This is a genomic window from Pseudomonas sp. GW460-LB5 (assembly GCF_059423245.1).
This window is the reverse complement of record NZ_JBWKXT010000048.1, coordinates 22,130-45,450: the sequence shown is the minus strand read 5'-3', so window position 1 is coordinate 45,450 and position 23,321 is coordinate 22,130. Positions and strand designations below refer to the sequence as shown.

The window sequence follows — 23,321 nt, the reverse complement described above, 5'->3', positions numbered from 1 at the left end:
CGCGTCACTCGTCGCCGTAGTTCATGATCGAGAGCAGGCGTATGGGCACCTGCACCAGTTTCTCCGGGCCGTGCGGGGTTTCGCCGTCGAATGTGAGGCTGTCGCCGGCGTGCATGTGATAGAGCTGGTTGCCATGGCGGTACACCAGCTCGCCCTCCAGCAAGTGGAGGAACTCGGTGCCGGGGTGGGCGAAGGTGGGGAACTCTTCGCTGGCGTCATCCATGCTCACCCTATAGGCCTCGAAGTTTTTCTTCGGCCCCCTGGCGTGATTGAGCAAGTGGTAGGTGTGGCCCTTCTCGGTGCCGCGGCGCACCACTTCCAGACCTTCGCCAGCCTTTACCAGCAGAGCATTGCCGTCGGGCTGGTCATATTGGCTGAACAGCTTGGCCATCGGCATGCCCAGTACGTCGCACAGGCGGCTGAGGGTGTCGAGGCTGGTGGACACCTGGGCGTTTTCGATCTTGCTCAGCATGCCCTGGCTAATGCCGGCAATGCGCGCCACATCGGCGAGCTTGAGGGACTGGGCCTGGCGCTGGCGCTTGATCTGCAGGCCCAGGTACTGCTCCAGACGAAGGCGCGGTTCGGTTTCGGTCGACATCGAAAGTCCTGCACGGTTTCAGTTCAAGAATAAAGTTTTCGCACTGGGAAAGTGCGAAATGCAGCTGCGCTGGCCGCTTCTTTCCTCAGGTGAAAACAAGTTTCCCACAAATAGAACAGAAAATCCTGCCTGGGTTTTGTCTTGCCTGTGCCGGCCTCTTCGCGGGCAAGTCCACTCCCAAGCGGCTTTGCGGCGAATCCTGTGGGAGCGGGCTTGCCCGCGAAGAGGCCCGAACAGACACCCAAGGGCGCACCTTGAACAAACTTGGCAAGCGCATTGCATTCCTGTGAGGAAAGTAAGTTTCCTTTGCGGAATCGTCGCCCTTGCCCAGGAGTGTTCAACCCATGTTGCCAGCAGAAACCCAGCGCACCCTCGACCAGCACGGCATCAAGTACGTGCTGGCGCAGTTCGTCGATATCCATGGCTCGGCGAAGACCAAATCGGTGCCGGTATCGGGCCTGAAGATGGTAGCCGAGGAGGGCGCCGGCTTTGCCGGGTTCGCCATCTGCGGCATGGGCATGGAGCCGCACGGCCCGGACTTCATGGCCCGCGGCGATCTGTCCACACTGGTTCCGGTGCCGTGGCAGCCAGGCTATGGCCGGGTGGTGTGCGTGGGCCATGTCAACGGCCAGCCTTGGCCCTATGACAGCCGCTACGTATTGCAGCAGCAGGTGCAGCGCCTGGCCGAGAAGGGCTGGACCCTGAACACCGGCCTTGAGCCCGAGTTCAGCCTGTTCCGCCGCGACGAAGGCGGCAAGCTGCAACTGGTTGACGCCTCCGACAACCTCGACAAGCCCTGCTACGACTACAAGGGCCTGTCGCGCTCGCGGCTGTTCCTCGAACGCCTGACCGAGGCGCTGCAGCCGGTGGGCTTCGACATCTACCAGATTGACCACGAAGACGCCAATGGCCAGTTCGAGATCAACTACACCTACAGCGACGCCATGGAGTCGGCCGACCGCTTCACCTTCTTCCGCATGGCTGCCGGTGAGATCGCCAACGACCTGGGCATGATCTGCTCGTTCATGCCCAAGCCTGACCCCAAGCGCGCCGGCAACGGCATGCACTTTCACCTGTCGCTGGCCAGCAGCACCCACAAGAACCTGTTCCACGACCCGTCCGACAGCAGCGGCATGGGCCTGTCAAAGCTGGCCTATCACTTTGCTGCAGGGCTCATGGCCCACGGCGCGGCGTTGTGTGCCTTCGCGGCGCCGACGGTCAACTCCTACAAGCGTCTGGTGGTTGGCCGTTCATTGTCGGGCTCAACGTGGGCCCCGGCCTTCGTCGCCTGGGGGGCCAATAACCGTTCTGCAATGGTGCGCATTCCTTATGGTCGCCTGGAGTTCCGCCTGCCGGACGCCGGCTGCAACCCGTATCTGGTCACCGCCGCCATTATCGCCACCGGCCTCGATGGCATCGACCGCCAGCTGGATCCGGGCGAGATGTGCAATGAAAACCTCTACAACCTGAGCCTTGAAGAAATTGCCGCGCGCGGCATCAAGACCTTGCCGCAATCGCTGAAGGAGGCCGTCGACGCGCTCGAAGCCGACCCGTTGTTCCGCGAGGTGCTGGGCGCCGGGATCGTCGACGAGTTCATCAAGCTCAAGCGCATGGAGTGGGTGGAGTACTGCCGCCACGTCTCCGACTGGGAAATCCAGCGTTACACCGAGTTCTTCTGACCGCCCCAATCCCCTGGGCGGCAGACACGAAAGCGCTCGCCCACTGCCTAGTAAGGAGCATCACCATGTGTGGAATCGTAGGTCTGTACCTGAAAAAGCCCGAGCTGGAAGGCCAGCTAGGCAAGCTGTTCGAACCCATGCTCCAAGCCATGACCGACCGTGGGCCGGACAGCGCCGGCTTTGCCATCTACGGCGATGAAGTGGCCGAAGGCTGGGTCAAGCTGACCCTGCAAGCGACTGACACCAACTACCCCTGGACCACCCTGATGGGCCAGCTGGAAGGGCACCTGGGTTGCTCGCTGGACTGGTACCAGAACGCCAGCGCCGCTGTGCTCAAAGTGCACACAGATGAGGCCGCAGCCCGCGGCGCCTTGGCCGAGCTAGCGCCCGATGTGCGCATCATGAGCGCCGGGCAGAGCATCGAAATCCTCAAGGGCATGGGCCTGCCGGCGGAAATATCCAGTCGCTTCGGCCTGGCCGGCATGAAGGGCAGCCACATCATCGGCCACACCCGCATGGCCACCGAAAGCGCCGTGACCATGGAGGGCAGTCACCCGTTCTCCACCGGCGCCGACCTATGCCTGGTGCACAACGGCTCGCTCTCCAACCACTTCCGCTTGCGCCAGGTACTCAAGCGCGAAGGCATCAGCTTCGAGACCGATAACGACACCGAAGTGGCCGCCGGCTACCTGACCTGGCGGCTACAGCAGGGCGACAGCCTGGCCCAGGCCCTGGATGGCGCGCTGGAAGACCTGGACGGCTTCTTCACGTTTGCCATCGGCACCCGCAACGGCTTTGCCGTGATCCGTGACCCGATTGCCTGCAAGCCGGCGGTGCTGGCCGAGACCGAAGACTACGTGGCCATGGCCTCGGAATACCAGGCACTGGCCGGCCTGCCCGGCATCGAGCACGCCAAGGTCTGGGAACCGGCGCCGGCCACCCTGTACGTCTGGGAGCGCGAAAGCGCCTGACCTGCCACCGAACCCCTGGAGAACCTTATGAAGACGATCGACCTATCCAGCACTTCGGTGCGTGTGCTCAACCAGTCACTGCACGGCGAGGTGCAGGACCTCGAATGGCAAGTGACCCATCCCGGCGGCAAGCACAACCTGGCGGTGGGCATCAACGCCGCCGTGGCGGTGGATATCGAAGGCCATGCCGGCTACTACTGCGCCGGCATGAACCAGCAGGCCAGCGTGACCGTGCACGGCAACGTGGGTGTCGGCGTGGCCGAGAACATGATGTCCGGCCTGGTGAGGGTCAAGGGCAGTGCCTCGCAGGCCGCAGGCGCCACCGCCCATGGCGGGCTGCTGGTGATCGAAGGTGATGCCGGTGCCCGTTGCGGTATTTCCATGAAAGGCGTGGACATTGTGGTCGGCGGCAGCATTGGCCACATGAGCTGCTTCATGGGCCAGGCCGGACGCCTGGTGGTGTGTGGCGATGCCGGCGACGCGCTGGGCGACTCGCTGTATGAGGTGCGCATCTACGTCAAGGGCTCGGTGCAGTCACTGGGCTCGGACTGCATCGAGAAAGAAATGCGCGCCGAACACCTGCAAGAGCTGCAGGAACTGCTGAACAAGGCTGGCCTGGACCATAAGGCCGCCGATTTCAAACGCTACGGCTCGGCCCGCCAGCTGTACAACTTCAAAGTCGACAACGCCAGCGCGTACTGATCCAGGAGCATTCCCATGAGCGAGCAATTCCCCCCGGTACTGCGTGAGTCGGCCACCTTCGATCGCCTGACCATCCAGGAAATCCAGCGTGCCGCCGAAACCGGCATCTACGACATCCGCGGTGGTGGCACCAAGCGCCGTGTGCCGCACTTCGACGACCTGTTGCTGCTCGGCGCCAGCGTGTCGCGCTATCCCCTGGAAGGCTACCGCGAGAAGTGCGGCACCGACGTGGTGCTGGGCAACCGGTTTGCGAAAAAGCCGATCCACCTGAAAATCCCGGTGACCATCGCCGGCATGAGCTTCGGCGCGTTGTCGGCCAACGCCAAGGAAGCGCTGGGCCGTGGTGCGACCATCGCCGGCACCAGCACCACCACCGGTGACGGCGGCATGACCCCGGAAGAACGTGGCCAGTCGCAGCACCTGGTGTACCAGTACCTGCCTTCGCGCTACGGCATGAACCCCGACGACCTGCGCAAGGCCGACGCCATCGAGATCGTCCTCGGCCAGGGCGCCAAGCCGGGCGGTGGCGGCATGCTGCTGGGCATGAAGGTAACCGAGCGGGTAGCCGGCATGCGCACCTTGCCGATCGGCGTCGACCAGCGCAGTGCCTGCCGCCACCCGGACTGGACCGGCCCGGATGACCTGGCGATCAAGATTGCCGAGATCCGCGAGATCACCGACTGGGAAAAACCCATTTACGTGAAGATCGGTGCCAGCCGCCCTTACTACGACGTCAAGCTGGCGGTAAAGGCTGGTGCAGATGTGATCGTGCTAGACGGCATGCAGGGCGGTACCGCAGCCACTCAGGAAGTGTTCATCGAGCACGTTGGCATCCCGATTCTTCCGGCCATCCCGCAGGCGGTGCAGGCGCTTCAGGAAATGGGCATGCACCGCAAGGTGCAGCTGATCGTCTCTGGCGGTATCCGCAACGGTGCCGACGTAGCCAAGGCCATGGCCCTGGGGGCAGACGCAGTGGCCATCGGCACGGCGGCATTGATTGCACTGGGTGACAACCATCCGCGGCTGGACAGCGAGCTGAAGAAGATTGGCTCGGCTGCGGGCTTCTATGACGACTGGCAGAACGGTCGCGATCCGGCTGGCATCACCACCCAGGACCCAGACCTGGCCGGGCGCCTGAACCCGGAAGAAGCGGGTCGCCGGCTGGCGAACTATCTGCGGGTGCTGGTGCTGGAGGCGCAGACCATGGCGCGGGCGTGTGGCAAGTCGCACCTGCACAACCTTGACCCGGAGGACCTGGTGGCGTTGACCGTGGAAGCGGCCGCGATGGCGCGGGTGCCCTTGGCGGGGACGGCCTGGGTGCCGGGGCAGGCGCAGTACTGATCCACCGTTTTTGGGGCTGCAAAGCAGCCCCAAGGCACCCCAATCGCCCATATCAGCGCCATCGCTGGGAGGCTATGTCGAGGGCGTATCGCCCATTGGGCAGGCACTGGTGCAGCTCAAGGGGGTGGCGTTCACCTTCGTGTACTGCTTCGTAGTGAGGCTGGGCGATAGGGCCGTTACAGGTTGAATCAGTGTCCCATGGCCAACTTGGCACTTGTCTGCCGACGACGGTAGGCACTGTCACGGCTGGCCAGCCACCAGTACAGCGGTGAGGTAATTGCCAGCCCTACCAGCCACGACAGGTCAGCCCCGTTGATGTGCTCGGAAATCGGCCCGACATACAGCGGCGTGTTCATGAAGGGGATCTGCACCACGATACCTACCGCATAGGCTATCAACGCCTGTGGGTTGTAACGCCCGTAGATACCGCCATCGACCTGGAAGATCGACTGGATGTCGTAGTCACCTTTGTGGATGGCATAAAAGTCGATCAGGTTGATCGCCGTCCACGGTACCAGCACCACCAGCAGCACCAGCACCATGTCGACGAAGTGGCCGATGAAGTCTGCCGAGGCGAACACCGCCACCACGCAGCAGGCCGACAGCACGATCAGCGACAGCACCGCACGGCTTTTGGCGGTGGGGATCCAGCGATAGGCGAAGGTTTGCACCAGGGTGATGATCGACAGTACAGCGCCATACAGGTTGAGGGCGTTGTGGCTGATGACGCTGAGCAGGAACAGCACCAGCATGATCGGGCCCAGGGTACCGGTGGCCAGCTTGACCGCATCCATGGTGTCCATCCCGGCCGGAATCGCCAGTACCGCCACGGCGCCGAAGATGAACGACAGGCTCGAACCCAGGGCTGAGCCCAGGTACGTTGTCCAGAACGTCGAGCTGACTTTCACATCTGCCGGCAGATAACGCGAGTAGTCCGACACATAGGGCGCAAAGGCGATCTGCCACAGCGCCGCCAGCGACACGGTGGCCAACCAGCCGGCCAGGTTGAAGCCGCCGCGGGTGAGGAAGTCGTCGCTTTGCACGTGGCTGAAGATGTAGCCGAAGCCGACCACGATACCGATGCCCAGTACCCAGGTGCCAATGCGGTTGAGCACGTGGATGAAGCGATAGCCGATGATGCCGATGATGCCTGAACCCAAGGCACCGATGACGATGCCCACCGGCACCGGTACGGCATCGACCACACCGTGCAGCGATTTGCCGGCGAGCACGATGTTGGAGGCGAAGAAGCCGATGTACATGACGCCGGCGATTACCACCACCAGCAGCGCGCCGAGCGTGCCGAACTGGGCGCGGCTCTGGATCATCTGCGGGATACCCATTTGCGGGCCCTGGGCCGAGTGCAGTGCCATCAGCACCCCCCCGACCAGGTGACCGACCAGGATGGCGACGATGCCCCATATCAGGTTCAGGTGGAACAGCTGCACGCCCAGCGCGCCGGTGACGATGGGCAGCGGGGCGATGTTGCCGCCGAACCACAGTGTGAACAGATCCCTTACCTTTCCATGGCGGTCTTGCGGGGGCACGTAGCCGATTGTGTGTTTTTCTATCAGGGGTGCCGAATTGGCTGCACTGGTCATGACTGACTCCAAGGCAAGGTAGGGCATCGGGAGCTGCCCGGGGGCGTGCCGGCGATGGGCAACGCGTTCTTGTTGGAGGGATGATGCGGGGCGCGGGGATAACGAGAAATTAGTAAATATGTACCCATAAACCTTAAAAAACCTAAGGCTGACAAAAGCTTAAGCGGGGGACGGTAGCAAGGACGGTGCCAGTTGGCGGCAGGGCTTGAAGTAGAGGGGTTGAGCCCTGTTTCGGCAGAACGCGGTGGGCTTTGATGGTGCGTCGTGCGCATTTGCAGGGCAGCTGAATGGTTGCCTGCATCGGCCCTTTCGCGGGGCTAGCCCGCGAAAGGGCCTGTACAGGCAATAGAGCTACATCGGCAACAACCGGTCCTGGATCACTTCCTTCATCACCAGGGTTGAGCTCAGGCGTTTCACATTGGGAATGCTGGTCAGGTGCTCGTCATACAGCTTCTGAAACGCCGGCAGGTCCTTGGCCACCACATGCAGCAGGTAATCCGGGTCGCCGAATAACCGCTGTGCTTCGACAATCTGCGGAATCTCCGAAAGTGCCGCTTCAAAATCCGCCACCGGCTGCCGGGTCACCTCGCGCAGGGTCACGAACACCAACGCGGCAAAATTCAGCCCCAGGGCGCTCGGCGCCAGGCGGGCGTGATAGCCCAGAATCGCCCCGGATTCTTCCAGTGCCTTCAAGCGCCGATGGCAGGGCGACAGGCTGAGCCCTACGCGGTCGGCCAGTTCGGTTACCGATAGCCGACCGTTTTTTTGCAGCTCGGCAAGCATTTTTCTATCAGTTCTGTCCATTGAGAAGGATCTTCCAGTCATTGAGCGATTGCAGGGAATATACGAAAGAAAATCCCCGGGCGGAATCCGTAATCTTTCGACATCCCAAGGCAGTAGATAAGGAAGATTCAAGTGGCTATCAGTGTGCTGACGGCGTTTTGGGCCGTGTCGATGCTGTTCGTGATTACCCCGGGCGCAGATTGGGCTTACGCCATTTCGGCAGGCATGCGTGGGCGCTGGGTAATGCCCGCGGTGGCGGGCATGTTGTCGGGGCATTGCCTGGCGACGCTGGTGGTGGCGGCCGGGGTAGGCAGCCTGCTGGCAGGCCACCCATTGGCACTGACCTTGCTCACCCTGGCGGGGTGCAGCTACCTGCTGTGGCTGGGTGGTAACCTGTTGTTGAGCCCGGCATTGCCGGCAGCCGGGCAGGGCGGTGCGGGGGATTCGGGTTCGCGCTGGGCGTTGAAGGGCTTCTGCGTCAGCGGCCTGAACCCGAAGGTTTTCCTGCTGTTCCTGGCTTTGCTGCCGCAGTTCACCGACCCACAGTCGAACTGGCCAGTGCCGTTGCAGATCTTGCTGCTGGGGCTGGTGCACCTGTGCAGCTCGCTGGTGATCTACTCACTGGTCGGCTATGGCGCCAAAGCCGTGTTGAGTACCCGGCCGGGGGCGGCGAAGCTGGTCGGGCGGGTGTCGGGGGTGGCGATGATTACGGTGGCCCTGGGCTTGATTGCCGGGCAAATCAACTGACACCGTGAGGCAAGGGGGCCAGGACGTTCCCGAGCGTCTGGCACAGCTGTTCTGCCGAGTAAGGCTTGGCCAGAAAGGTAAACCCTTGGTGCCCGCCTTCGGCAATTGCATCGCTGTAGCCCGAAGTAAGGATCACCGGAAGCTGCGGGCGCTGACGGCGCAGCTCCAGGGCAAGTGCCAACCCACCCATGCCGGGCATGACCACATCGGAAAACACCGCATCAAAACCGCCCGCCGGGCCAGTCAACTGCGCCAGCGCCTCTTCCGCCGAGCGTGCACAGCTGACCTGATAACCATGGTCCTCAAGGATCTGCGCGCTGAAGCGGGCCAGGTCGGAATTGTCCTCTACCAGCAGTATCCGTCGCCGCTCGCTCTGTGCTTGCAGCAGGCTGCCGGCCGAGGCGTCTTCCGACGGGGCAGCGGGCGGGTCCTCCTGCGGCAGGTAAAGGGTAAACGTTGTGCCTTGGCCGGGGGCACTGGTCACTGCTACATCCCCCCCGGACTGCTTGGCAAAGCCGAACACCTGCGACAGCCCAAGCCCGGTCCCTTCACCTGCAGCTTTGGTTGTGAAAAACGGGTCGAAGATGCGCTCCAGCAAATCGGCGGCAATACCGGTACCACTGTCGCTCACGGATATCGCCGCGAATGGGCCTGGCAGGGACGGCTGGCCGCGCAAGGCCGGCAGGCGCTGATCGGCCTGCAGGCGCAGTTGCAACACACCTTCGCCGGCCATGGCATCCCGGCCGTTGAGCATGAGGTTGATCACTGCGTTCTCCAGCTGGCTGAGGTCGGCGCGGATGTGGCACGGCGCAGGCGGTAACTGCAGCTCGACCTGGATGCGTGCGCCGGTGGCGGTGTCGAGCATGTCAGCCATCGCTTCCAACCGTGGTCCTGCCTCGAACACGTGTGGGCTGAGGGCCTGTCGGCGGGCGAAGGCCAGGAGCTGACCGGTTAGTTTGGCACCACGGTCGACGGTGTCGGATATGGTCTTGAGGTAACGTTCGCGACGCTTCTCGTCGAGGTTGGGGCGTTGCAGGAAGTGCAGCGAGGAACGGATGATGGTCAGCAGGTTGTTGAAGTCGTGGGCAACGCCACCTGTCAGCTGGCCGATGGCTTCCAGCTTTTGTGCCTGGCGCAGCACGGCTTCGGTGTGCAGCAGCTGGGTCGTGCGTTCTTCCACGCGGTGCTCAAGGTTGGCGTTGAGCGCCTCCAGCGCTGCCATCGCCTCACGCACTTCAGCATTGGCCTGAACCCGCTGGATATGCGCCCAGCAACGTTCGGTAACCTCGCTGATCAGCGCTTGCTCGTAGTCGGTCCATTCCCGGGGAAAACGGTCGTGAATCGCCATCAGCGCGGTCAGCCTGCCAGCCTTGATCAGCGGCATGCAGACAGTAGCGGTGATGCCGATGGCCTGAAATGTCGCCGCTTCGTCAGCGGCCAGTTCGCGAAGGTTGTCATTGATCACCAACGCCAGGCCGCTGCGCAGGCGGCTGACCGCCAGGCGGCCGAAATCATGCAGGTGATATTGGCCCACCAGGCGTGGGGAGCCGGGTGCTACGGCATCGCCGCAGATGGTGAAGCCATTCTCGTCCGGCTCCATTACCGCATAGGCGCAGCTGGACAAGCCAAGGTGCTCGACCAGCATGCGCGTGGTGATGGCCATGATCTGGTCGGGGTCGGTGGCGTCGGCCACGGCGCGCCCGAGGCTGTCGAGAAAGTTGAGGCGCAGGTTGGTGACCACACCGGCGGTGGTTTCGGTAACCGTATCGAGCATGCCAAGCACTTCGCCATCCAGGCCGCGAATCGGGCTGTAGCAGAAGGTGAAATAAGCCTGCTCCGGGCCGCCGTTGCGGTCGATCGTCAGTGGGAAGTCTTCGATGTACACCGCTTCGCCGGACAACGCACAGTCGGCCATTTTGCTGATATCGGCCCAGGCCTCATGCCACACGTCGCGGAAGGGGATACCCAAGGCCGAGGGCTTGCGCCCGAGAATCGGGATGAAAGCATCGTTGTGCAGGGTGATGAGGTCAGGGCCCCAGAGCACCGCCTGCGGAAAACGCGAAGCCAGGCACAGGGCCATGGTGGTCTTCAGGGCGTCAGGCCAATGTTCCAATGCCCCCAGGGGGGTGGCGGCCCAGTTGTGGTTGCGGATGCGTTCGGCCATCAGCCCGCCGCCGTCTAGCCATTTCGCCATTTGTTCTGTCGGTCCTTTAACACAAGGCCTTAGGGTGCACCGAGAATAGACGGTTGGCGAGCATTTTGTGGTGGCCTGTGCCGGCCTCTTCGCGGGTTCACGCGCGAAGAGGCCGGCACAGGCTAGCGCATGAAGTGCACCTTGCCAGTGTCGTCATTGCCCATGTAGATCCCGTAGACCCCGGCCTGCCGTTCAAGGATGTAGCGCTCGAGAATCTGCCGGATAGCCGGATAGTAGATGTCGTCCCACGGAATCTCGTCGGGCTCGAAGAACTTGTATGCCAGGGTCTCCGGCCCGTAGTGCCCGGTTTCTTCGGCGACGACGGCGCGGAAGATGATGTACACCTCGCTGATCCTGGGTACGCTGAAGATGGAGTAGGGCGAGACGATGTCGGCACGCACCCCGCTTTCTTCCCAGACCTCGCGCAGTGCAGCCTGCTCGGTGGTCTCGCCAGCTTCCATGAACCCGGCCGGCAAGGTCCAGGTGCCGGGGCGCGGCGGGATGGCGCGCTGGCACAACAGGTACTTGCCATCGCGCTCGATGATGCAGCCGGCGATGATCTTCGGGTTGATGTAATGGATGTAGCCGCAGCCGGTGCAGTGCAGGCGTTCGTGGGTGTCGCCTGTGGGAACGCCCCGGGCCAGTTCCGTGGTGCAGTGCGGGCAGTAGCGGGGGGCGTTGGGCATGATCAGCGGCCTATGCGAGGTTCCTTCAGGGCCAGGGGCTCGACGATGTCGCGCACCTTGGTGTTGTCATCCTGCTTCTGGCGCAGGTAGTCCAGGGCCACCTTGGCGGCAGCGCGGACGTGGTCGACCGAAGCTTGGTGGGCCACCAGCGGGTCACCACCCTTGATGGCTTCGACGATCTTTTCCATTTCGCGGTTGCTGGCGCCGCGGCGGTTTTCTTGCGACACCGAGGTGGCGCGCAGGTAGCTGATGCGCGCCTGCAACTGGCGCAGTTGCTGGGCCGCCACCTGGTTGCCGGAGCCCTCCAGCAGCACGTCGTAGAAACCTTGTACCGAATCCAGCACCTGTTGCAGCTCGCCTTCTTCCAGCGCTTCGCGGTTCACCTCCAGCGCGCGTTCCAGGGCACGGATGTCCTTGGCCTTGGCGTTGAGGGTGAACAGCTGCACGATCAGGCCTTCGAGCACACAGCGCAGCTCGTAGATGTCGCGGGCGTCTTCCAGGGTGATGATGGCGACACGCGGGCCTTTGGCGTCGGCGAATTCCACCAGGCCTTCGGACTCCAGGTGGCGCAGGGCTTCGCGCACCGAGGTACGGCTGACGCCGAGGCGGTCGCAGAGGTCGCGCTCCACCAGGCGGTCGCCGGGCAGCAGATGGAAGTTCATGATTGCGGCGCGCAGCTTGTCTAGCACGATTTCGCGCAGGGTAACGGGGTTGCGGTTGACCTTGAAGCTGTCGTCGAGTGGCTGGCGTTTCATCAGGAGCGCTCTTTATGAGGCTGTTGCGCCAACATCGCGGAACGCCCCGAACCGAGGCTTTCCATGCAGTGGTTCGAACAGCCCGTTGTTAACGGGTTGACTCCGCATCGGCTTCGGCAAACGCTTCACGGGCCAGGCGGAAACTGTCCACCGCCGCGGGTACGCCGCAATAAATGCCGACCTGGAGCAGAATTTCGCGAATCTGTTCACGGCTCAGGCCATTGCGCAATGCGCCGCGGATGTGCAGCTTGAGCTCGTGGGGCCTGTTGAGCGCGGAAATCATGGCCAAGTTTATCATGCTGCGCTCTTTGAGCGACAAGCCTTCGCGGCCCCAGACGTGGCCCCAGCAGTATTCGGTGACCAGTTCCTGCAATGGCTTGGTGAACTCGTCGGCGTTCTGGATCGAGCGGTTGACGTAGTCCTCGCCCAGCACCTGGGTGCGGATGGCCAGGCCTTTGTCGTACTTCTCGTTACTCATGTGCCGTACTCCGGAAGAAAAAAGGGAACGGGGGCCGCGTTGCGGCCCCCGGCGGTCTCAAGGTCAGCCCAGGGGCGGCAGGGCGCCCAGTTTGCCTTTGTGGTACACCATCGGCGTCACCGGCTCGGCCGGCAACACCAGGTTCTTCACTGCACCGACGATGATCGCGTGGTCCCCACCGTCATACTCGCGCCACAGTTCGCACTCGATGATCGCGGTCGCCTTGGCCAGCAGCGGGTTGCCCAGCTCGCTCAAATGCCACTCGACGCCCTTGGCCTTGTCCTTGCCCTTGCCGGCGAAGGCGTAAGCTTCAGCGGTCTGCTCGGCGGACAGCAGGTGAATCGCGAACTGCTTGCTGTCACGCAGGATCGGGTAGGTGTCGGAGGCGTAGTTGGGGCAGAACAGTACCAGCGCCGGGTCGATCGACAATGCGCTGAAGGCGCTGGCGGTGATGCCGACGATGGCGCCGTCGGCGTCCAGGGTGGTCACTACCGTGACGCCGGACGGGAAAGAGCCCATCACGTCTTTGTAGATGCCGGGTTCGATCATCTTGTGTTCCTCCTAGCGCATCACGAACGGGTCGGGCATCGGCGCGGTGGACAGGTTGATCCACACGGTCTTCAGCTCGGTATAGGCCAGCACCGAATCGATGCCGCTCTCACGGCCGTAGCCGCTGTTCTTGAAACCACCAATTGGCGCCATGGCCGACACGGCGCGGTAGGTGTTGACCCAGATGATCCCCGAACGCACGTCGCGGGCCAGGCGATGAGCACGGCCCAGGTCACGGGTCCAGATGCCGGCGGCCAGGCCGAACTGCGAGTCGTTGGCGATTTCCAGGGCCTCCTCCTCGGTCTTGAAGCGGATGACCGCGGCGACAGGGCCGAACACTTCTTCCTGCATGATGGTCATCGAGTTGCTGTCGCACTCGAACAGGGTCGGCTCGTAGAACCAGCCGTCACCCTCGACCTCGGCACGCTTGCCGCCCATGTGCAGCTTGGCACCTTCAGCCTTGGCCGCAGCCACCAGGCCTTCGACGACGGCCAACTGCTGCGCGGTGGCCATAGGGCCCATTTCGCTGGCGTCGTCCTGCGGGTTACCGATGCGGATGCGCTTGGCGCGGGTAATCAGGCGCTCTACGAATTCGTCGAAAATCTCGTCCTGCACCAGCAGGCGCGAACCGGCTACGCAGCTTTGCCCGGAGGCGGCATAGATGCCGGCCACGGCACCGTTGATGGCGCTGTCCAGGTCGGCGTCGGCGAAGATGATGTTCGGCGACTTGCCGCCCAGCTCCAGCGACAGCTTGGCAAAGTTCTCGGCACTGCTGCGCACCACATGGCGGGCTGTAGCGGCGCCGCCGGTGAAGGCGATCTTGCGCACCAGCGGGTGGCGGGTCAGTGCCGCGCCGGTGGTCGGGCCGTAGCCGGTGACCACGTTGACCACACCGGCCGGGAAGCCGGCTTCGAGGGCCAGACGGGCCAGCTCGAGGATGGTCGCCGAGGCATGTTCGGACGGTTTGAGCACGATGGTGTTGCCGGCAGCCAGGGCTGGGGCCAGCTTGATCGCGGTGAGGTACAGCGGGCTGTTCCACGGGATGATCCCGGCAACCACGCCGATGGGCTCGTGCACGGTGTAGGCGAACAGGTCGGGCTTGTCCAGCGGCAGGGTGCCGCCTTCAAGCTTGTCGGCCAGCCCTGCGGTGTAGTGGAAGAACTCTGGCAGATAGCCGACCTGGCCGCGGGTTTCGCGGATCAGCTTGCCGTTGTCACGGCTTTCCAGCTGGGCCAGGTGTTCCTTGTTCTCGCTAATCAGGTCACCCAGGCGACGCAGCAGCTTGCCACGCGCGGTGGCGGTGATGCTGCGCCATTCCTTGCTGTCGAAGGCACGCTGGGCGGCCTGCACGGCCAGCTCGACGTCGGTTTCGTCAGCGTCGGGAAGCTGCGCCCAGGCTTGGGCGGTGGCCGGGTTGAGGCTGTCGAAGGTCTTGCCGCTCTGGGCATCGCGCCATTGGCCGTCGATGCACATCTGGAAACGAACGAGGGTCATGCAACAATCCCCTTGGCGGATTCGGTGAGGGTGCGGGCTTGCGCGAGGAAGTCCAGCAGCATCTTGTTGACTTCACGGGGTGCTTCTACCGGCATCATATGCCGTTGCTCGGCGAGGACCACGCTGTGCGCACCCGGAATGCTGGCGGCAAGCTGGCGGGTCATGGCCGGGGTGGAGCCCGAATCGAGTTCGCCCGTGGCGATCAGCGTCGGCACCTGGATGCTGCCCAGGTCGTCAGCGCGGTACATGTCCTGAGTGGCGAACAACGAATACGTGGTGTGGTAGCCCTGCGGGTCGTTGCTCGCCAGCACTTGGCGAATGGCGGCGACCTGTGCCGGGTTGGCAGCCTTGTATTCACGGCTGAACCAACGATCCAGGGCGGCATCGACGTTGGCGTCGGGGCCCAGCTCCGCTGCCTGGGCAGCGCGGGCGATCACGCCGGCACTTTGCTCGGGGGTGCGGTTGAACACGCTGTTGAGCACGACCAGTGCAGTCAGGCGCTGCGGGTAGTGCAGGGCGAATGCACGGGCAACCAGGCCGCCCATGGAGAAGCCGATCACGGTCGCTTGTTGAATTTGCAGGTGGTCGAGCAGCTCGGCGAGCTGGTCGGCGTAGGCTTGCAGCGGCGTGTCGGCAGCCGGCACGCGGCTTTGACCGTGGCCGAGCATGTCGTAGGCGATGACACGGTAGTCGTTGGCCAGGCCAACGATCTGGCCGCCCCACATTTCCTTGTTCAGGCCCACGCCGTGGATCAGTACCACGGGTTGGCCCTGGCCTACGGACAGGTAGCTGGTGCCGGCAGGTGTACGTTCAGCGACAGGCTGAATCATGGAGGGCGCTCCTTGAAGGTCGGGCGCGGCGGGAAAGCACGCCACGCCCCGGCCCGTCTTGGTTGTTGTTATTGAGCGTTGGCTTTTTCGGCAGCCAGTTCTTCCAGGTCGATGTAGCGGTTGCCGATGCGCGGGTGCAGGCGGCCGCCGTCGGCAGCGCCCAGCACCACAACGATTTCATCGGCGCGCGGGGCGTCTTCGATCTGCATTTCCAGAGTGATGTAGTGCGAACGCAGGCCTTCGTCGTCCTTCTGCATCATCGGGATCTGAATCGAGGTGCCGGGGCCGCCGCGCTTGTTGGTGAAGCTCAGGTAGCTCTTGGCCTGCACCGCTTCGCGGTAGTGGTTGCCGAAGCGCAGGGTGTGGATCACAGCCGAGGCGTGCTCGATTTCGCCGTCGGCGCCGACCACGGCCGCTTTACCGTAGGCTTCGATCTTGTCGGCACCGCCAATGGCAGCGGTCAGACGCTCGACCATCAGTGCACCCAGCTCCGAGCAGTTGGCGCGGATTTCCGGCTTCAGATCTTCAACAAAACCGCGACCGGCCCATGGGTTCTTGATCACGACGGCCAGGCCGACCATGGTCACTGGTTTGTCGGTGGCCTTGCCGCCTTCGATGCGGGTCTCTTCGGAGTAGGTGACGATCTTGCGGATTTCGAAACTCATGGAGGGCTCCTGGTGAGGGTTATCAGCTCTTGTTGTCTGATGGTATACCATAATATTTGTTGTGCAAGAGGTGTCAGGAAATTTCTCTTGTCGGGGGACGAAAGGTGGCCTGATGCCTTGATTTCGCTGCTGTCTGTACTGGCCCTATCGCCGGCAAGCCAGCTCCCACAGGTACCGCGCTGCATTCAGAGCCTGTAGTGGCAATGTGGGAGCTGGCTTGCCGGCGATAGGGCCAGTAAAGGTTTCAAAAAAAAGCCCGCTCACGCAGGCTGAAGGGGCCCACGTGAGCGGGCGCGTCCCGCAATGATTCAGGCAATGGGAATTCAGGCGAACGCCGGCACCACTTCCTTGATGAACAGTTCCAGCGACTTCTTCTTCTCGGCGTGGGGCAGGCTGTTGTCGCACCAGAAGCTGAACTCGTCGACGCCGAGCTCCTGGTAGTACTTGATGCGCGCGATGATTTCTTCCGGCGTGCCGATCATGGTGTTCTTGCGAATGTTCTCCAGCTGGAACGCCGGCACTTCGGCAAACTTCGATTCCGGGCTCGGCTCCAGGAAGCCGTTGACCGGAACGGTCTTGTTACCGAACCAGGCATCGAAGGTGCGATAGAAGCGCGAGATGGCCTGCGCGCCGACTTTCCAGCCTTCCGGCTCGGCCGGGCTGTGCACGTGGGTGTGGCGCAGCACCATCAGTTGTGGGCGCGGCACGTCCGGGTTGTTGTCCAGAGCGGCCTGGAACTTGTTCTTCAGGTCCAGTACTTCTTCGTCACCCTTCATCAGCGGGGTGACCATGACGTTGCAGCCGTTGGCCACGGCGAAGTTGTGCGAATCCGGGTCGCGGGCGGCGATCCACATCGGCGGCGTCGCGTTGAACGGTTTCGGCACGCTGGTGGAGGTGGGGAACTTGTACACTTCGCCGTCATGGGCGTAGTCGCCTTCCCACAGCTTACGTACGACCGGCACCATCTCGCGCAGCGCCTTGCCGCCGTCGGTGGCTGGCATGCCATTGGCCATGCGGTCGAACTCGAACTGGTAGGCGCCACGGGCCAGGCCCACTTCCATGCGGCCGTTGCTGATCACGTCGAGCAGGGCGCATTCCCCGGCGACGCGGATCGGGTTCCAGAACGGCGCAATGATGGTGCCGGCACCCAGGCGAATCTTGCCGGTGCGCGCGGCCAGGTAGGCCAGCAGCGGCATCGGGCTCGGCGAAATGGTGTATTCCATGGCGTGGTGCTCGCCAATCCACACGGTGCTGAAACCGCCGTTTTCGGCCATCAGGGTCAGTTCGGTCAGGTCTTCGAACAACTGGCGGTGGCTGACCTGTTCATCCCAACGTTCCATGTGTACGAACAACGAAAATTTCATGGGGCTTTCCTCAACGCTTGAAAGGGGCTGGCGCCTGGCAGGGGAGGCGCCAGTGGTCTCGATTCAGAACAGGCTTCAGGCAAAGGCCGGCAGGCTGGCCATCTTGCCGCGGCAGTACACCATCGGCCGGGGCGCTTCTTCGGGCACGATCAGGTTATGCACCTTGCCGACCATGATGGCGTGGTCGCCACCTTCATATTCACGCCACAGTTCGCATTCGATGACGGCGGTGGCGCCGGCCAGGATCGGGTTACCCAGTTCGCTCATGGACCACTCGATGCCGCTGGCCTTGTCCTTACCCTTCTTGGCGAACGCATAGGCTTCGGCTTGCTGTTCACCCGAGAGCAGGTGAATGGCAAAACGCTTCTGTTTGATCAGCACCGGGTAGGAGTCGGAGGTGTAGTTGGGGCAGAACAGCACCAGCGGCGGGTCCATCGACAGGGAGGAGAAGGCGCTGGCGGTCAGGCCGACAACCGAGCCGTCATCGTCCAGGGTGGTGATGACGGTAACGCCGGAGGGGAAGGAGCCCAGGACGTTCTTGTAGACGGTTGCGTCGATCATCGGGAATACCTCTAAAAGGCTGCGGTGGTCCGCGGTTTTTATCGTTGATGTGTCTGATGGTATACCGTAATACCTATTTTGCAAGCGGAATTTTAATGCCCGAGGTTTACACGATGAACGGCTAAAGGCCACGTATACCGTGGCTTAGAGCGGTGACGCGGTTTGTTGTATGGGTTTGCAAAGCAGATCAGTGGACGCTTTTTCGTGCGGATCAGTGTTGTCAAAAGCTTGGAATACCATAATATGGTCCGCAGCTGAGAGGCCGCCTAGATGCGGTTTCCTTACAACGATAAAAACGACCTTTCGAGCTGAATCCTATGTCCCAACCGTCATCGCAACACCCGTTTGTCGAGAATCACACGGTCGATTACGTTCCACCTGCCGAGCGCCACGGGAAGGCGCGCGACCTGTTCACCCTCTGGTTCAGTACCAACATTGCGCCACTGCCAATTGTCACCGGCGCCATGGTGGTCCAGGTGTTCCACCTGAACCTGTTGTGGGGGCTGATCGCCATTGTGCTGGGCCATCTGGTCGGGGGCGTGGTCATCGCCCTTGCCTCTGCGCAGGGACCGCAGCTGGGCATTCCACAGATGGTGCAAAGCCGTGGCCAGTTCGGCCGCTACGGCGCCTTGCTGATCGTGTTCTTCACTGCACTGATCTATGTCGGCTTCTTTATTTCCAACATCGTCCTGGCGGGCAAGACCATTCACGGCATCGCCCCGAGCATGCCGATGCCGGGCGCGATCGTGATCGGTGCCCTGAGCGCCACGGCCATTGGCGTGATCGGCTACCGCTTCATCCATGTCCTGAACCGCATCGGTACCTGGGTGATGGGCTCTGCGCTGCTGGCGGGGTTCATCATGATGTTCGCCCAGGAGCTGCCGGCCGACTTCTTCAGCCGTGGTGCATTCAATCTGTCGGGCTTTATCGCCACCGTGTCACTGGGCACTATCTGGCAGATCAGCTTCTCGCCGTACACGTCCGACTATTCGCGTTATCTGCCACGTAAAGTGGGCATTGCCAAGCCGTTCTGGGCCACTTACTTTGGCGCGACCCTGGGCACCATCCTGTGCTTCAGCTTTGGTGCCGTGGCGGTGCTGTGCGTGCCGGAAGGTACTGACGCCATGGACGCAGTGAAGCAGGCTACCGGTTGGCTGGGCCCGATCCTGATGGTGCTGTTCCTGCTCAATATCATCAGCCATAACGCCCTTAACCTGTATGGCGCGGTGCTGTCGATCGTCACTGCTATTCAGACGTTCTTTGCCGAATGGACGCCAAGCATCAAGGTGCGGGTAATCCTGGCCTCGGTGATTCTGCTGGGCTGCGGGATGGTCGCGCTGAACGCCTCGGCGGACTTCATCGGCCACTTCATCGGCCTGATCCTGGCGTTGCTGCTGGTGCTGGTGCCGTGGGCTTCGATCAACCTGATCGACTTCTATCTGATCAAGAAGGGCCAGTACGACATTCCTTCGATCTTCAGCGCTGATGGCGGCATCTATGGTCGCTTCAATCACCACGCGATCATTGCCTATGCCTGCGGCATTCTGGTGCAGTTGCCGTTTGCCAACACCGCCCTGTATGTGGGGCCGTATTCGAACATTGTCGAAGGGGCGGACTTGTCCTGGCTGTTCGGGTTGCTGGTGACGGTGCCGTTGTATTACTGCCTGGCGACGCGGGGGCAGGCGGTCAACAGTACGCGGGTGATCAGCGTCAACGACTGACAGTTGCAGTGGGGGCCGCCTTGCGGCCCATTCGCGGGGCAAGCCCGCTCCCACAGATTCAACCAAAGCAATGGAGTGAACCTGTGGGAGCGGGCTTGCCCCGCGAATGGGCTGCAAAGCAGCCCCGGCTATATCCGATCAAACCTTGAACTGCGCCACCATGCCATTCAGGTCCACCGCCAACCGCGACAAGTCCTGTGCCGCCGCGCTGGTCTGGTTGGCCCCCGCTGAGGTCTGCATCGCCAGATCACGAATGTTCACCAAATTGCGGTCCACTTCGCGCGCCACCTGCGCCTGCTCCTCTGAAGCACTGGCAATCACCAGGTTACGCTGGTTGATCGACGCAATCGCCTCGGCAATCACCTCCAGCGCCTGACCGGCGCCCTGGGCCACTTCCAGCGTGCCCGTCGCACGCCCCTGGCTGCTGTGCATCGCCGTCACGGCCCGCTCGGTACCGTTCTGGATGCCGGCAATCATCTGCTCGATCTCTGCGGTCGACTGCTGGGTGCGGTGGGCGAGGGCGCGGACTTCGTCGGCCACCACGGCAAAGCCACGGCCTGCCTCGCCGGCGCGGGCTGCTTCGATAGCGGCGTTCAGTGCCAGCAGGTTGGTCTGCCCGGCAATCGCGCCGATCACATCCAGCACACGGCTGATCTCATTGGCATTGTTGGCCAGCTGTTCGATCTCGACCGAGGTGCCGGTCACATCGGCCACCAGGTGCTGGATGGACGCCAGTGCCTGGTTGACCCGGTCACGGCCATCGCGGGTGGTCTGGTCGGCACCTTTGGAGGCGTCCGCAGTGCTGACTGCATTGTTCGCCACTTCCTCGACTGCTGCGGTCATCTGGTTGACAGCCGTGGCGGCCTGGTCGATTTCGGCGCTTTGCTGATGCAGGCCGCGGCTGGTGTCTTCGGTGACGGTGTGGAGTTCTTCCGAGGCCGAGGCCAACTGGTCGGACGAGGCGGCGATCTTGCGGATGGTGTCGCGCAGGCTGCCTTGCATGCGGCTCAGGGCGCGCAGCAGCAAGGCGGGCTCGTCGCGGCCGGTGACGCGGATTTCCTGGGTGAGGTCGCCCGTGGCCACACGTTCGGCCACGGCCACTGCATCGGCCAGAGGCACCACGATGCTGCGAGTCAGCACGGTAGCCATCGCGGCCAGGGCAAGCATGATCACAAGCAACGAGAAGATGATGGCGTTAAATGCTTCGTCCGCTACATCGCTGCTGCGCTGCGAGGCATCTTCGGCACCCTTGCTGTTGTAGTCGATCAGCGCCGTCAAGGCCTTCATCATGCTGTCGGCTCGTTGGGTGAGCGGGCCGCTGATCTGCTGCTTTGCCTCGTCCATGCGGCCTGCAGCAATGTCCTGCAGCACTTTCAGCTGCAGTTCGAGGTACTGGTGATACCCGTCGTTGAAGGTGTTGAAAAGGGCACGGTCGTCGGCCGCGATGATGGTGTCGGCGTAGTCCTTCAGGCCACCTTTGAGCTCGGCATTGATGGCTTCGAGCATCTGCAGGTTACGTGTGCGCTCGCCGGGGTTATCGTCCAGCGCGGCCCGCAGGGTAACGGCGCGGGCGCGCCCGAGGTTGCTGCTGATGTCACCCAGCGCTACCACAGCGGGTATCCAGGTGACCCGGATCTCGTCGGTGGCCGTGTCCATCTGGCGGGTTTCGTAAAGTGCGATAAGGCCCATGATCAGGACCAGGACGCCCAGCAGGGCAAACACGCTGGCAGCGCGAATGCCGATTTTCAAATTCCTTAACTGCATGGAATGCTCCTTGACGGTGGCGTGCAGGCGTCAGGAGCTGGCTGCAAAGCCAGGACACCGAGGTGGCGCCAGGCTCTTGATGCACTGCGGGTTAGTAGATTTTTCTCACCCTCTTGCATTGTTTTCTTTGAATGATGCCATATGGCCATCATTGTTGAACAGTCATTCAATGTAACGAAATAATTGACAAAACCGACGTTTTTGACGGTTTTGTCAGGTTTTCTCGCATCAAACGATGGCAATCATCGGGTCGGCAGCTGCCAACGCCAAGGTGCGGTCAGCTGCCGGCGGGTAGATCCACACCGAGTTGATCTGGCGCTTGAGGTGCTTGCCTTCCTGGCCCTGCAGTTTCAATTCTCGTTCCCAGCCTTCGCTGTACGCCGCCCCCCACTCACCCAGGTCGAGGCAGGTGACGTACTTGGGCTGGCGGTACACCACAGGTGCCAGCCCCAGCAGGTCGGCCATCGCGTTGTTGCCACTGTGGCGACCCATCGGGATGGCGTGTTGGCAGGTCATCAGGGCGTGGTTGCCAGCTTCGTCCACAGCAGCCCAGGCAGTATCGCCGGTCGCATAGATGTGGTCCTGGCCAATGACCTTGAGGTGCCCGTCGACCTTGAGCCTGCCGAAGTTGTCACGCTCGCCGGCAACCTGAGCGGTCAGCGGGCTGGCCTTGACACCGACGGTCCAGATCACGGTGTTGCTGGCGATGTACTCGCCGTTGTCCAGGGTGACGCCACCGGCATCGACAGCCACCACCGAGGTGCCAGTCAGCCACTGGACGCCGGCAACCTGCGAGGCGGCAACAATCGACGGCTTGATGCCTGCACCCAATGCCGCGCCGATGCTGGCGCCACGGTCAACCAGCAGCACCTGCACATCGGCGCCTGCGAGGATGGCGCGCAGCCGGGCGGGCATTTCGGTGGCCGTTTCGATGCCGGTGAAACCACCACCGCAGACCACCACGGTATTGCGGGCAGGTGAAGGGGGCATGGCAGCCAGGCCCGTCAGATGCTGCTCAAGGCGTACGGCCGACTCCATCTTGTCGACGTCGAAGGTGTACTCGGCCAGCCCCGGGACTGCTGGGCGCGCTACCTGACTGCCAGCGGCGAGGATGAGGCGGTCGTAGCTGATCTGGTGGCGCTGGCCTTGGCTGTCGATGTAGCTCACGGTGCGCGCATCGGCGTCGATGGCTTGGGCGTTACCGGTGATGAAATGCACGCCCACCGCAGTGAACAACTCACCCACGGGGGCCTTCAACGTGTGTGCGTTGGCCTCGTAGAAGCGCGGGCGAATGTGCAGTTCCGCTTGCGGCGCGAGCACGCTGATGCTCAGGTCTTCGCGCTGGGCCTGGTCGAGGAGCCGGGCGGCGCTCAGGGCGCTCCACACGCCGGCAAAGCCGGCACCGATGATCAGGATGTTGGATTTCATGCAGGTGCTCCGCAAAGGTCGGGGATGAAAACGGTGGCTTCGATCGCACGATAGGTGCCGCTCGAATAACTACGACTCTATTGGTCGTAGTTTGTCTCTGCAAGTTTTTTTCATCGTTGCGATGAGGCGAGCCCGAGGACGAACGAACGCAAAGGCCGTACTTCGTGCTGTCTTGGCTGCCGGCGGCAGGGCCGCAAACCTTGCTATCCCCACCCCCATCCGTTATAGATAAAAAAGAAACCATAAAGAAAAGAGGCCATTTCAGCCCCCCATGCACGAGATCACACGTATCTTCCGCCCTTCAGGCCCCCATTTCGCGCCTTGCGCAGATGGATACGGGCCCGCCCCCATGACCCTCTCTCCGCTTTCGAATCTGTACCACGTGTTGTCGATTCCGCCGGTCAACATTC

The 23,321-nt window shown here is 62.6% G+C and carries 21 protein-coding genes; 6 read left to right on the top strand and 15 right to left on the bottom strand.

The genetic code is table 11. The annotated features are described in order from the left end of the window. Positions 1-4 precede the first annotated feature (4 nt). Positions 5-598: a helix-turn-helix domain-containing protein gene (locus AC07XM_RS23775; protein WP_016487532.1), complete on the bottom strand. Its 594-nt coding sequence runs from the start codon at positions 596-598 to the stop codon at positions 5-7. 344 nt (positions 599-942) lie between these two features. On the opposite strand from AC07XM_RS23775, the gene glnT reads away from it, so the two are divergent. The 4 genes from glnT (at position 943) to AC07XM_RS23755 (ending at position 5,291) form a co-directional block, all read left to right on the top strand. After that, positions 943-2,277, top strand: coding sequence for a type III glutamate--ammonia ligase (glnT, locus tag AC07XM_RS23770; RefSeq protein WP_102689792.1), 1,335 nt, complete (start codon positions 943-945; stop codon positions 2,275-2,277). A gap of 65 nt (positions 2,278-2,342) precedes the next feature. Then, positions 2,343-3,248, top strand: a complete 906-nt coding sequence (locus AC07XM_RS23765; protein WP_060518323.1) for a class II glutamine amidotransferase — start codon at positions 2,343-2,345, stop codon at positions 3,246-3,248. 27 nt (positions 3,249-3,275) lie between these two features. Continuing rightward, positions 3,276-3,950, top strand: a complete 675-nt coding sequence (locus AC07XM_RS23760) for a GltB/FmdC/FwdC-like GXGXG domain-containing protein (RefSeq protein WP_023047053.1) — start codon at positions 3,276-3,278, stop codon at positions 3,948-3,950. Between the two features lie 15 nt (positions 3,951-3,965). Beyond that, positions 3,966-5,291 carry an FMN-binding glutamate synthase family protein gene (locus AC07XM_RS23755; protein ID WP_016487528.1) on the top strand — a complete coding sequence of 442 codons (1,326 nt, stop codon included), beginning with the start codon at positions 3,966-3,968 and terminating at the stop codon, positions 5,289-5,291. A gap of 188 nt (positions 5,292-5,479) precedes the next feature. Here the strand turns inward: AC07XM_RS23755 and AC07XM_RS23750 are convergent, their stop codons facing one another. Next, positions 5,480-6,892, bottom strand: coding sequence for a purine-cytosine permease family protein (locus AC07XM_RS23750; protein WP_016487527.1), 1,413 nt, complete (start codon positions 6,890-6,892; stop codon positions 5,480-5,482). A gap of 351 nt (positions 6,893-7,243) precedes the next feature. Beyond that, positions 7,244-7,696 (bottom strand): Lrp/AsnC family transcriptional regulator, encoded by a 453-nt coding sequence (locus tag AC07XM_RS23745; protein WP_060518319.1) that lies wholly within the window; start codon positions 7,694-7,696, stop codon positions 7,244-7,246. A 111-nt stretch (positions 7,697-7,807) separates the two neighbouring features. Here AC07XM_RS23745 and AC07XM_RS23740 point away from each other — a divergent pair, with 111 nt between their 5' ends. Then, on the top strand, positions 7,808-8,422 hold the full coding sequence (locus AC07XM_RS23740) for a LysE family translocator (protein ID WP_016487525.1): 615 nt from the start codon (positions 7,808-7,810) through the stop codon (positions 8,420-8,422). Here the strand turns inward: AC07XM_RS23740 and AC07XM_RS23735 are convergent. The 10 genes from AC07XM_RS23735 to AC07XM_RS23690 all read right to left on the bottom strand — a co-directional run bounded on the left by AC07XM_RS23735 (position 8,415) and on the right by AC07XM_RS23690 (position 17,998). Beyond that, positions 8,415-10,616 carry a GAF domain-containing hybrid sensor histidine kinase/response regulator gene (locus AC07XM_RS23735; protein WP_095115119.1) on the bottom strand — a complete coding sequence of 734 codons (2,202 nt, stop codon included), beginning with the start codon at positions 10,614-10,616 and terminating at the stop codon, positions 8,415-8,417. The genes AC07XM_RS23740 and AC07XM_RS23735 overlap by 8 nt on opposite strands. A 122-nt stretch (positions 10,617-10,738) precedes the next feature. Beyond that, a complete protein-coding gene (locus tag AC07XM_RS23730; RefSeq protein ID WP_016487523.1) occupies positions 10,739-11,302 on the bottom strand; it encodes an NUDIX hydrolase in 564 nt (187 codons plus the stop codon). A gap of 2 nt (positions 11,303-11,304) precedes the next feature. After that, positions 11,305-12,057, bottom strand: coding sequence for a GntR family transcriptional regulator (locus AC07XM_RS23725; RefSeq protein WP_016487522.1), 753 nt, complete (start codon positions 12,055-12,057; stop codon positions 11,305-11,307). Positions 12,058-12,145: 88 nt separating this feature from the next. Further along, positions 12,146-12,535: a carboxymuconolactone decarboxylase family protein gene (locus AC07XM_RS23720; protein ID WP_023047056.1), complete on the bottom strand. Its 390-nt coding sequence runs from the start codon at positions 12,533-12,535 to the stop codon at positions 12,146-12,148. 63 nt (positions 12,536-12,598) lie between these two features. Then, positions 12,599-13,084: a flavin reductase family protein gene (locus AC07XM_RS23715; RefSeq protein WP_016487520.1), complete on the bottom strand. Its 486-nt coding sequence runs from the start codon at positions 13,082-13,084 to the stop codon at positions 12,599-12,601. 12 nt (positions 13,085-13,096) lie between these two features. After that, the gene (locus AC07XM_RS23710; RefSeq protein WP_016487519.1) at positions 13,097-14,578 is read right to left on the bottom strand and encodes an aldehyde dehydrogenase; all 1,482 of its coding nucleotides are present in this window, start codon (positions 14,576-14,578) and stop codon (positions 13,097-13,099) included. Then, on the bottom strand, positions 14,575-15,408 hold the full coding sequence (locus AC07XM_RS23705; RefSeq protein ID WP_016487518.1) for an alpha/beta fold hydrolase: 834 nt from the start codon (positions 15,406-15,408) through the stop codon (positions 14,575-14,577). The genes AC07XM_RS23710 and AC07XM_RS23705 overlap by 4 nt, the downstream gene beginning before the upstream one ends. A gap of 68 nt (positions 15,409-15,476) precedes the next feature. Next, positions 15,477-16,073, bottom strand: a complete 597-nt coding sequence (locus tag AC07XM_RS23700; protein ID WP_003256068.1) for an amino acid synthesis family protein — start codon at positions 16,071-16,073, stop codon at positions 15,477-15,479. A 323-nt stretch (positions 16,074-16,396) separates the two neighbouring features. Then, positions 16,397-17,437 carry an LLM class flavin-dependent oxidoreductase gene (locus AC07XM_RS23695; protein ID WP_102689793.1) on the bottom strand — a complete coding sequence of 347 codons (1,041 nt, stop codon included), beginning with the start codon at positions 17,435-17,437 and terminating at the stop codon, positions 16,397-16,399. Positions 17,438-17,512: 75 nt separating this feature from the next. Then, the gene (locus AC07XM_RS23690) at positions 17,513-17,998 is read right to left on the bottom strand and encodes a flavin reductase family protein (RefSeq protein WP_016487516.1); all 486 of its coding nucleotides are present in this window, start codon (positions 17,996-17,998) and stop codon (positions 17,513-17,515) included. A gap of 317 nt (positions 17,999-18,315) precedes the next feature. Between AC07XM_RS23690 and AC07XM_RS23685 the strand changes: the two genes are divergently transcribed. After that, positions 18,316-19,719 carry a purine-cytosine permease family protein gene (locus tag AC07XM_RS23685; RefSeq protein ID WP_102689794.1) on the top strand — a complete coding sequence of 468 codons (1,404 nt, stop codon included), beginning with the start codon at positions 18,316-18,318 and terminating at the stop codon, positions 19,717-19,719. Between the two features lie 138 nt (positions 19,720-19,857). Here AC07XM_RS23685 and AC07XM_RS23680 read toward each other — a convergent pair whose 3' ends face one another. Then, the gene (locus AC07XM_RS23680) at positions 19,858-21,483 is read right to left on the bottom strand and encodes a methyl-accepting chemotaxis protein (protein ID WP_023047059.1); all 1,626 of its coding nucleotides are present in this window, start codon (positions 21,481-21,483) and stop codon (positions 19,858-19,860) included. A 228-nt stretch (positions 21,484-21,711) separates the two neighbouring features. Beyond that, complete coding sequence (locus AC07XM_RS23675) at positions 21,712-22,911, bottom strand: NAD(P)/FAD-dependent oxidoreductase (RefSeq protein WP_102689795.1); 1,200 nt, start codon at positions 22,909-22,911, stop codon at positions 21,712-21,714. Positions 22,912-23,321 lie beyond the last annotated feature (410 nt).

What these genes read in the sequence shown, in the direction of transcription:
- AC07XM_RS23775 (WP_016487532.1), bottom strand. Translation starts at nt 598, where the DNA reads ATGTCGACCGAAACCGAACCGCGCCTTCGTCTGGAGCAGTACCTGGGC.
- glnT (WP_102689792.1), top strand. Translation starts at nt 943, where the DNA reads ATGTTGCCAGCAGAAACCCAGCGCACCCTCGACCAGCACGGCATCAAG.
- AC07XM_RS23765 (WP_060518323.1), top strand. Translation starts at nt 2,343, where the DNA reads ATGTGTGGAATCGTAGGTCTGTACCTGAAAAAGCCCGAGCTGGAAGGC.
- AC07XM_RS23760 (WP_023047053.1), top strand. Translation starts at nt 3,276, where the DNA reads ATGAAGACGATCGACCTATCCAGCACTTCGGTGCGTGTGCTCAACCAG.
- AC07XM_RS23755 (WP_016487528.1), top strand. Translation starts at nt 3,966, where the DNA reads ATGAGCGAGCAATTCCCCCCGGTACTGCGTGAGTCGGCCACCTTCGAT.
- AC07XM_RS23750 (WP_016487527.1), bottom strand. Translation starts at nt 6,892, where the DNA reads ATGACCAGTGCAGCCAATTCGGCACCCCTGATAGAAAAACACACAATC.
- AC07XM_RS23745 (WP_060518319.1), bottom strand. Translation starts at nt 7,696, where the DNA reads ATGGACAGAACTGATAGAAAAATGCTTGCCGAGCTGCAAAAAAACGGT.
- AC07XM_RS23735 (WP_095115119.1), bottom strand. Translation starts at nt 10,616, where the DNA reads ATGGCGAAATGGCTAGACGGCGGCGGGCTGATGGCCGAACGCATCCGC.
- AC07XM_RS23730 (WP_016487523.1), bottom strand. Translation starts at nt 11,302, where the DNA reads ATGCCCAACGCCCCCCGCTACTGCCCGCACTGCACCACGGAACTGGCC.
- AC07XM_RS23725 (WP_016487522.1), bottom strand. Translation starts at nt 12,057, where the DNA reads ATGAAACGCCAGCCACTCGACGACAGCTTCAAGGTCAACCGCAACCCC.
- AC07XM_RS23720 (WP_023047056.1), bottom strand. Translation starts at nt 12,535, where the DNA reads ATGAGTAACGAGAAGTACGACAAAGGCCTGGCCATCCGCACCCAGGTG.
- AC07XM_RS23715 (WP_016487520.1), bottom strand. Translation starts at nt 13,084, where the DNA reads ATGATCGAACCCGGCATCTACAAAGACGTGATGGGCTCTTTCCCGTCC.
- AC07XM_RS23710 (WP_016487519.1), bottom strand. Translation starts at nt 14,578, where the DNA reads ATGACCCTCGTTCGTTTCCAGATGTGCATCGACGGCCAATGGCGCGAT.
- AC07XM_RS23705 (WP_016487518.1), bottom strand. Translation starts at nt 15,408, where the DNA reads ATGATTCAGCCTGTCGCTGAACGTACACCTGCCGGCACCAGCTACCTG.
- AC07XM_RS23700 (WP_003256068.1), bottom strand. Translation starts at nt 16,073, where the DNA reads ATGAGTTTCGAAATCCGCAAGATCGTCACCTACTCCGAAGAGACCCGC.
- AC07XM_RS23695 (WP_102689793.1), bottom strand. Translation starts at nt 17,437, where the DNA reads ATGAAATTTTCGTTGTTCGTACACATGGAACGTTGGGATGAACAGGTC.
- AC07XM_RS23690 (WP_016487516.1), bottom strand. Translation starts at nt 17,998, where the DNA reads ATGATCGACGCAACCGTCTACAAGAACGTCCTGGGCTCCTTCCCCTCC.
- AC07XM_RS23685 (WP_102689794.1), top strand. Translation starts at nt 18,316, where the DNA reads ATGTCCCAACCGTCATCGCAACACCCGTTTGTCGAGAATCACACGGTC.
- AC07XM_RS23680 (WP_023047059.1), bottom strand. Translation starts at nt 21,483, where the DNA reads ATGCAGTTAAGGAATTTGAAAATCGGCATTCGCGCTGCCAGCGTGTTT.
- AC07XM_RS23675 (WP_102689795.1), bottom strand. Translation starts at nt 22,911, where the DNA reads ATGAAATCCAACATCCTGATCATCGGTGCCGGCTTTGCCGGCGTGTGG.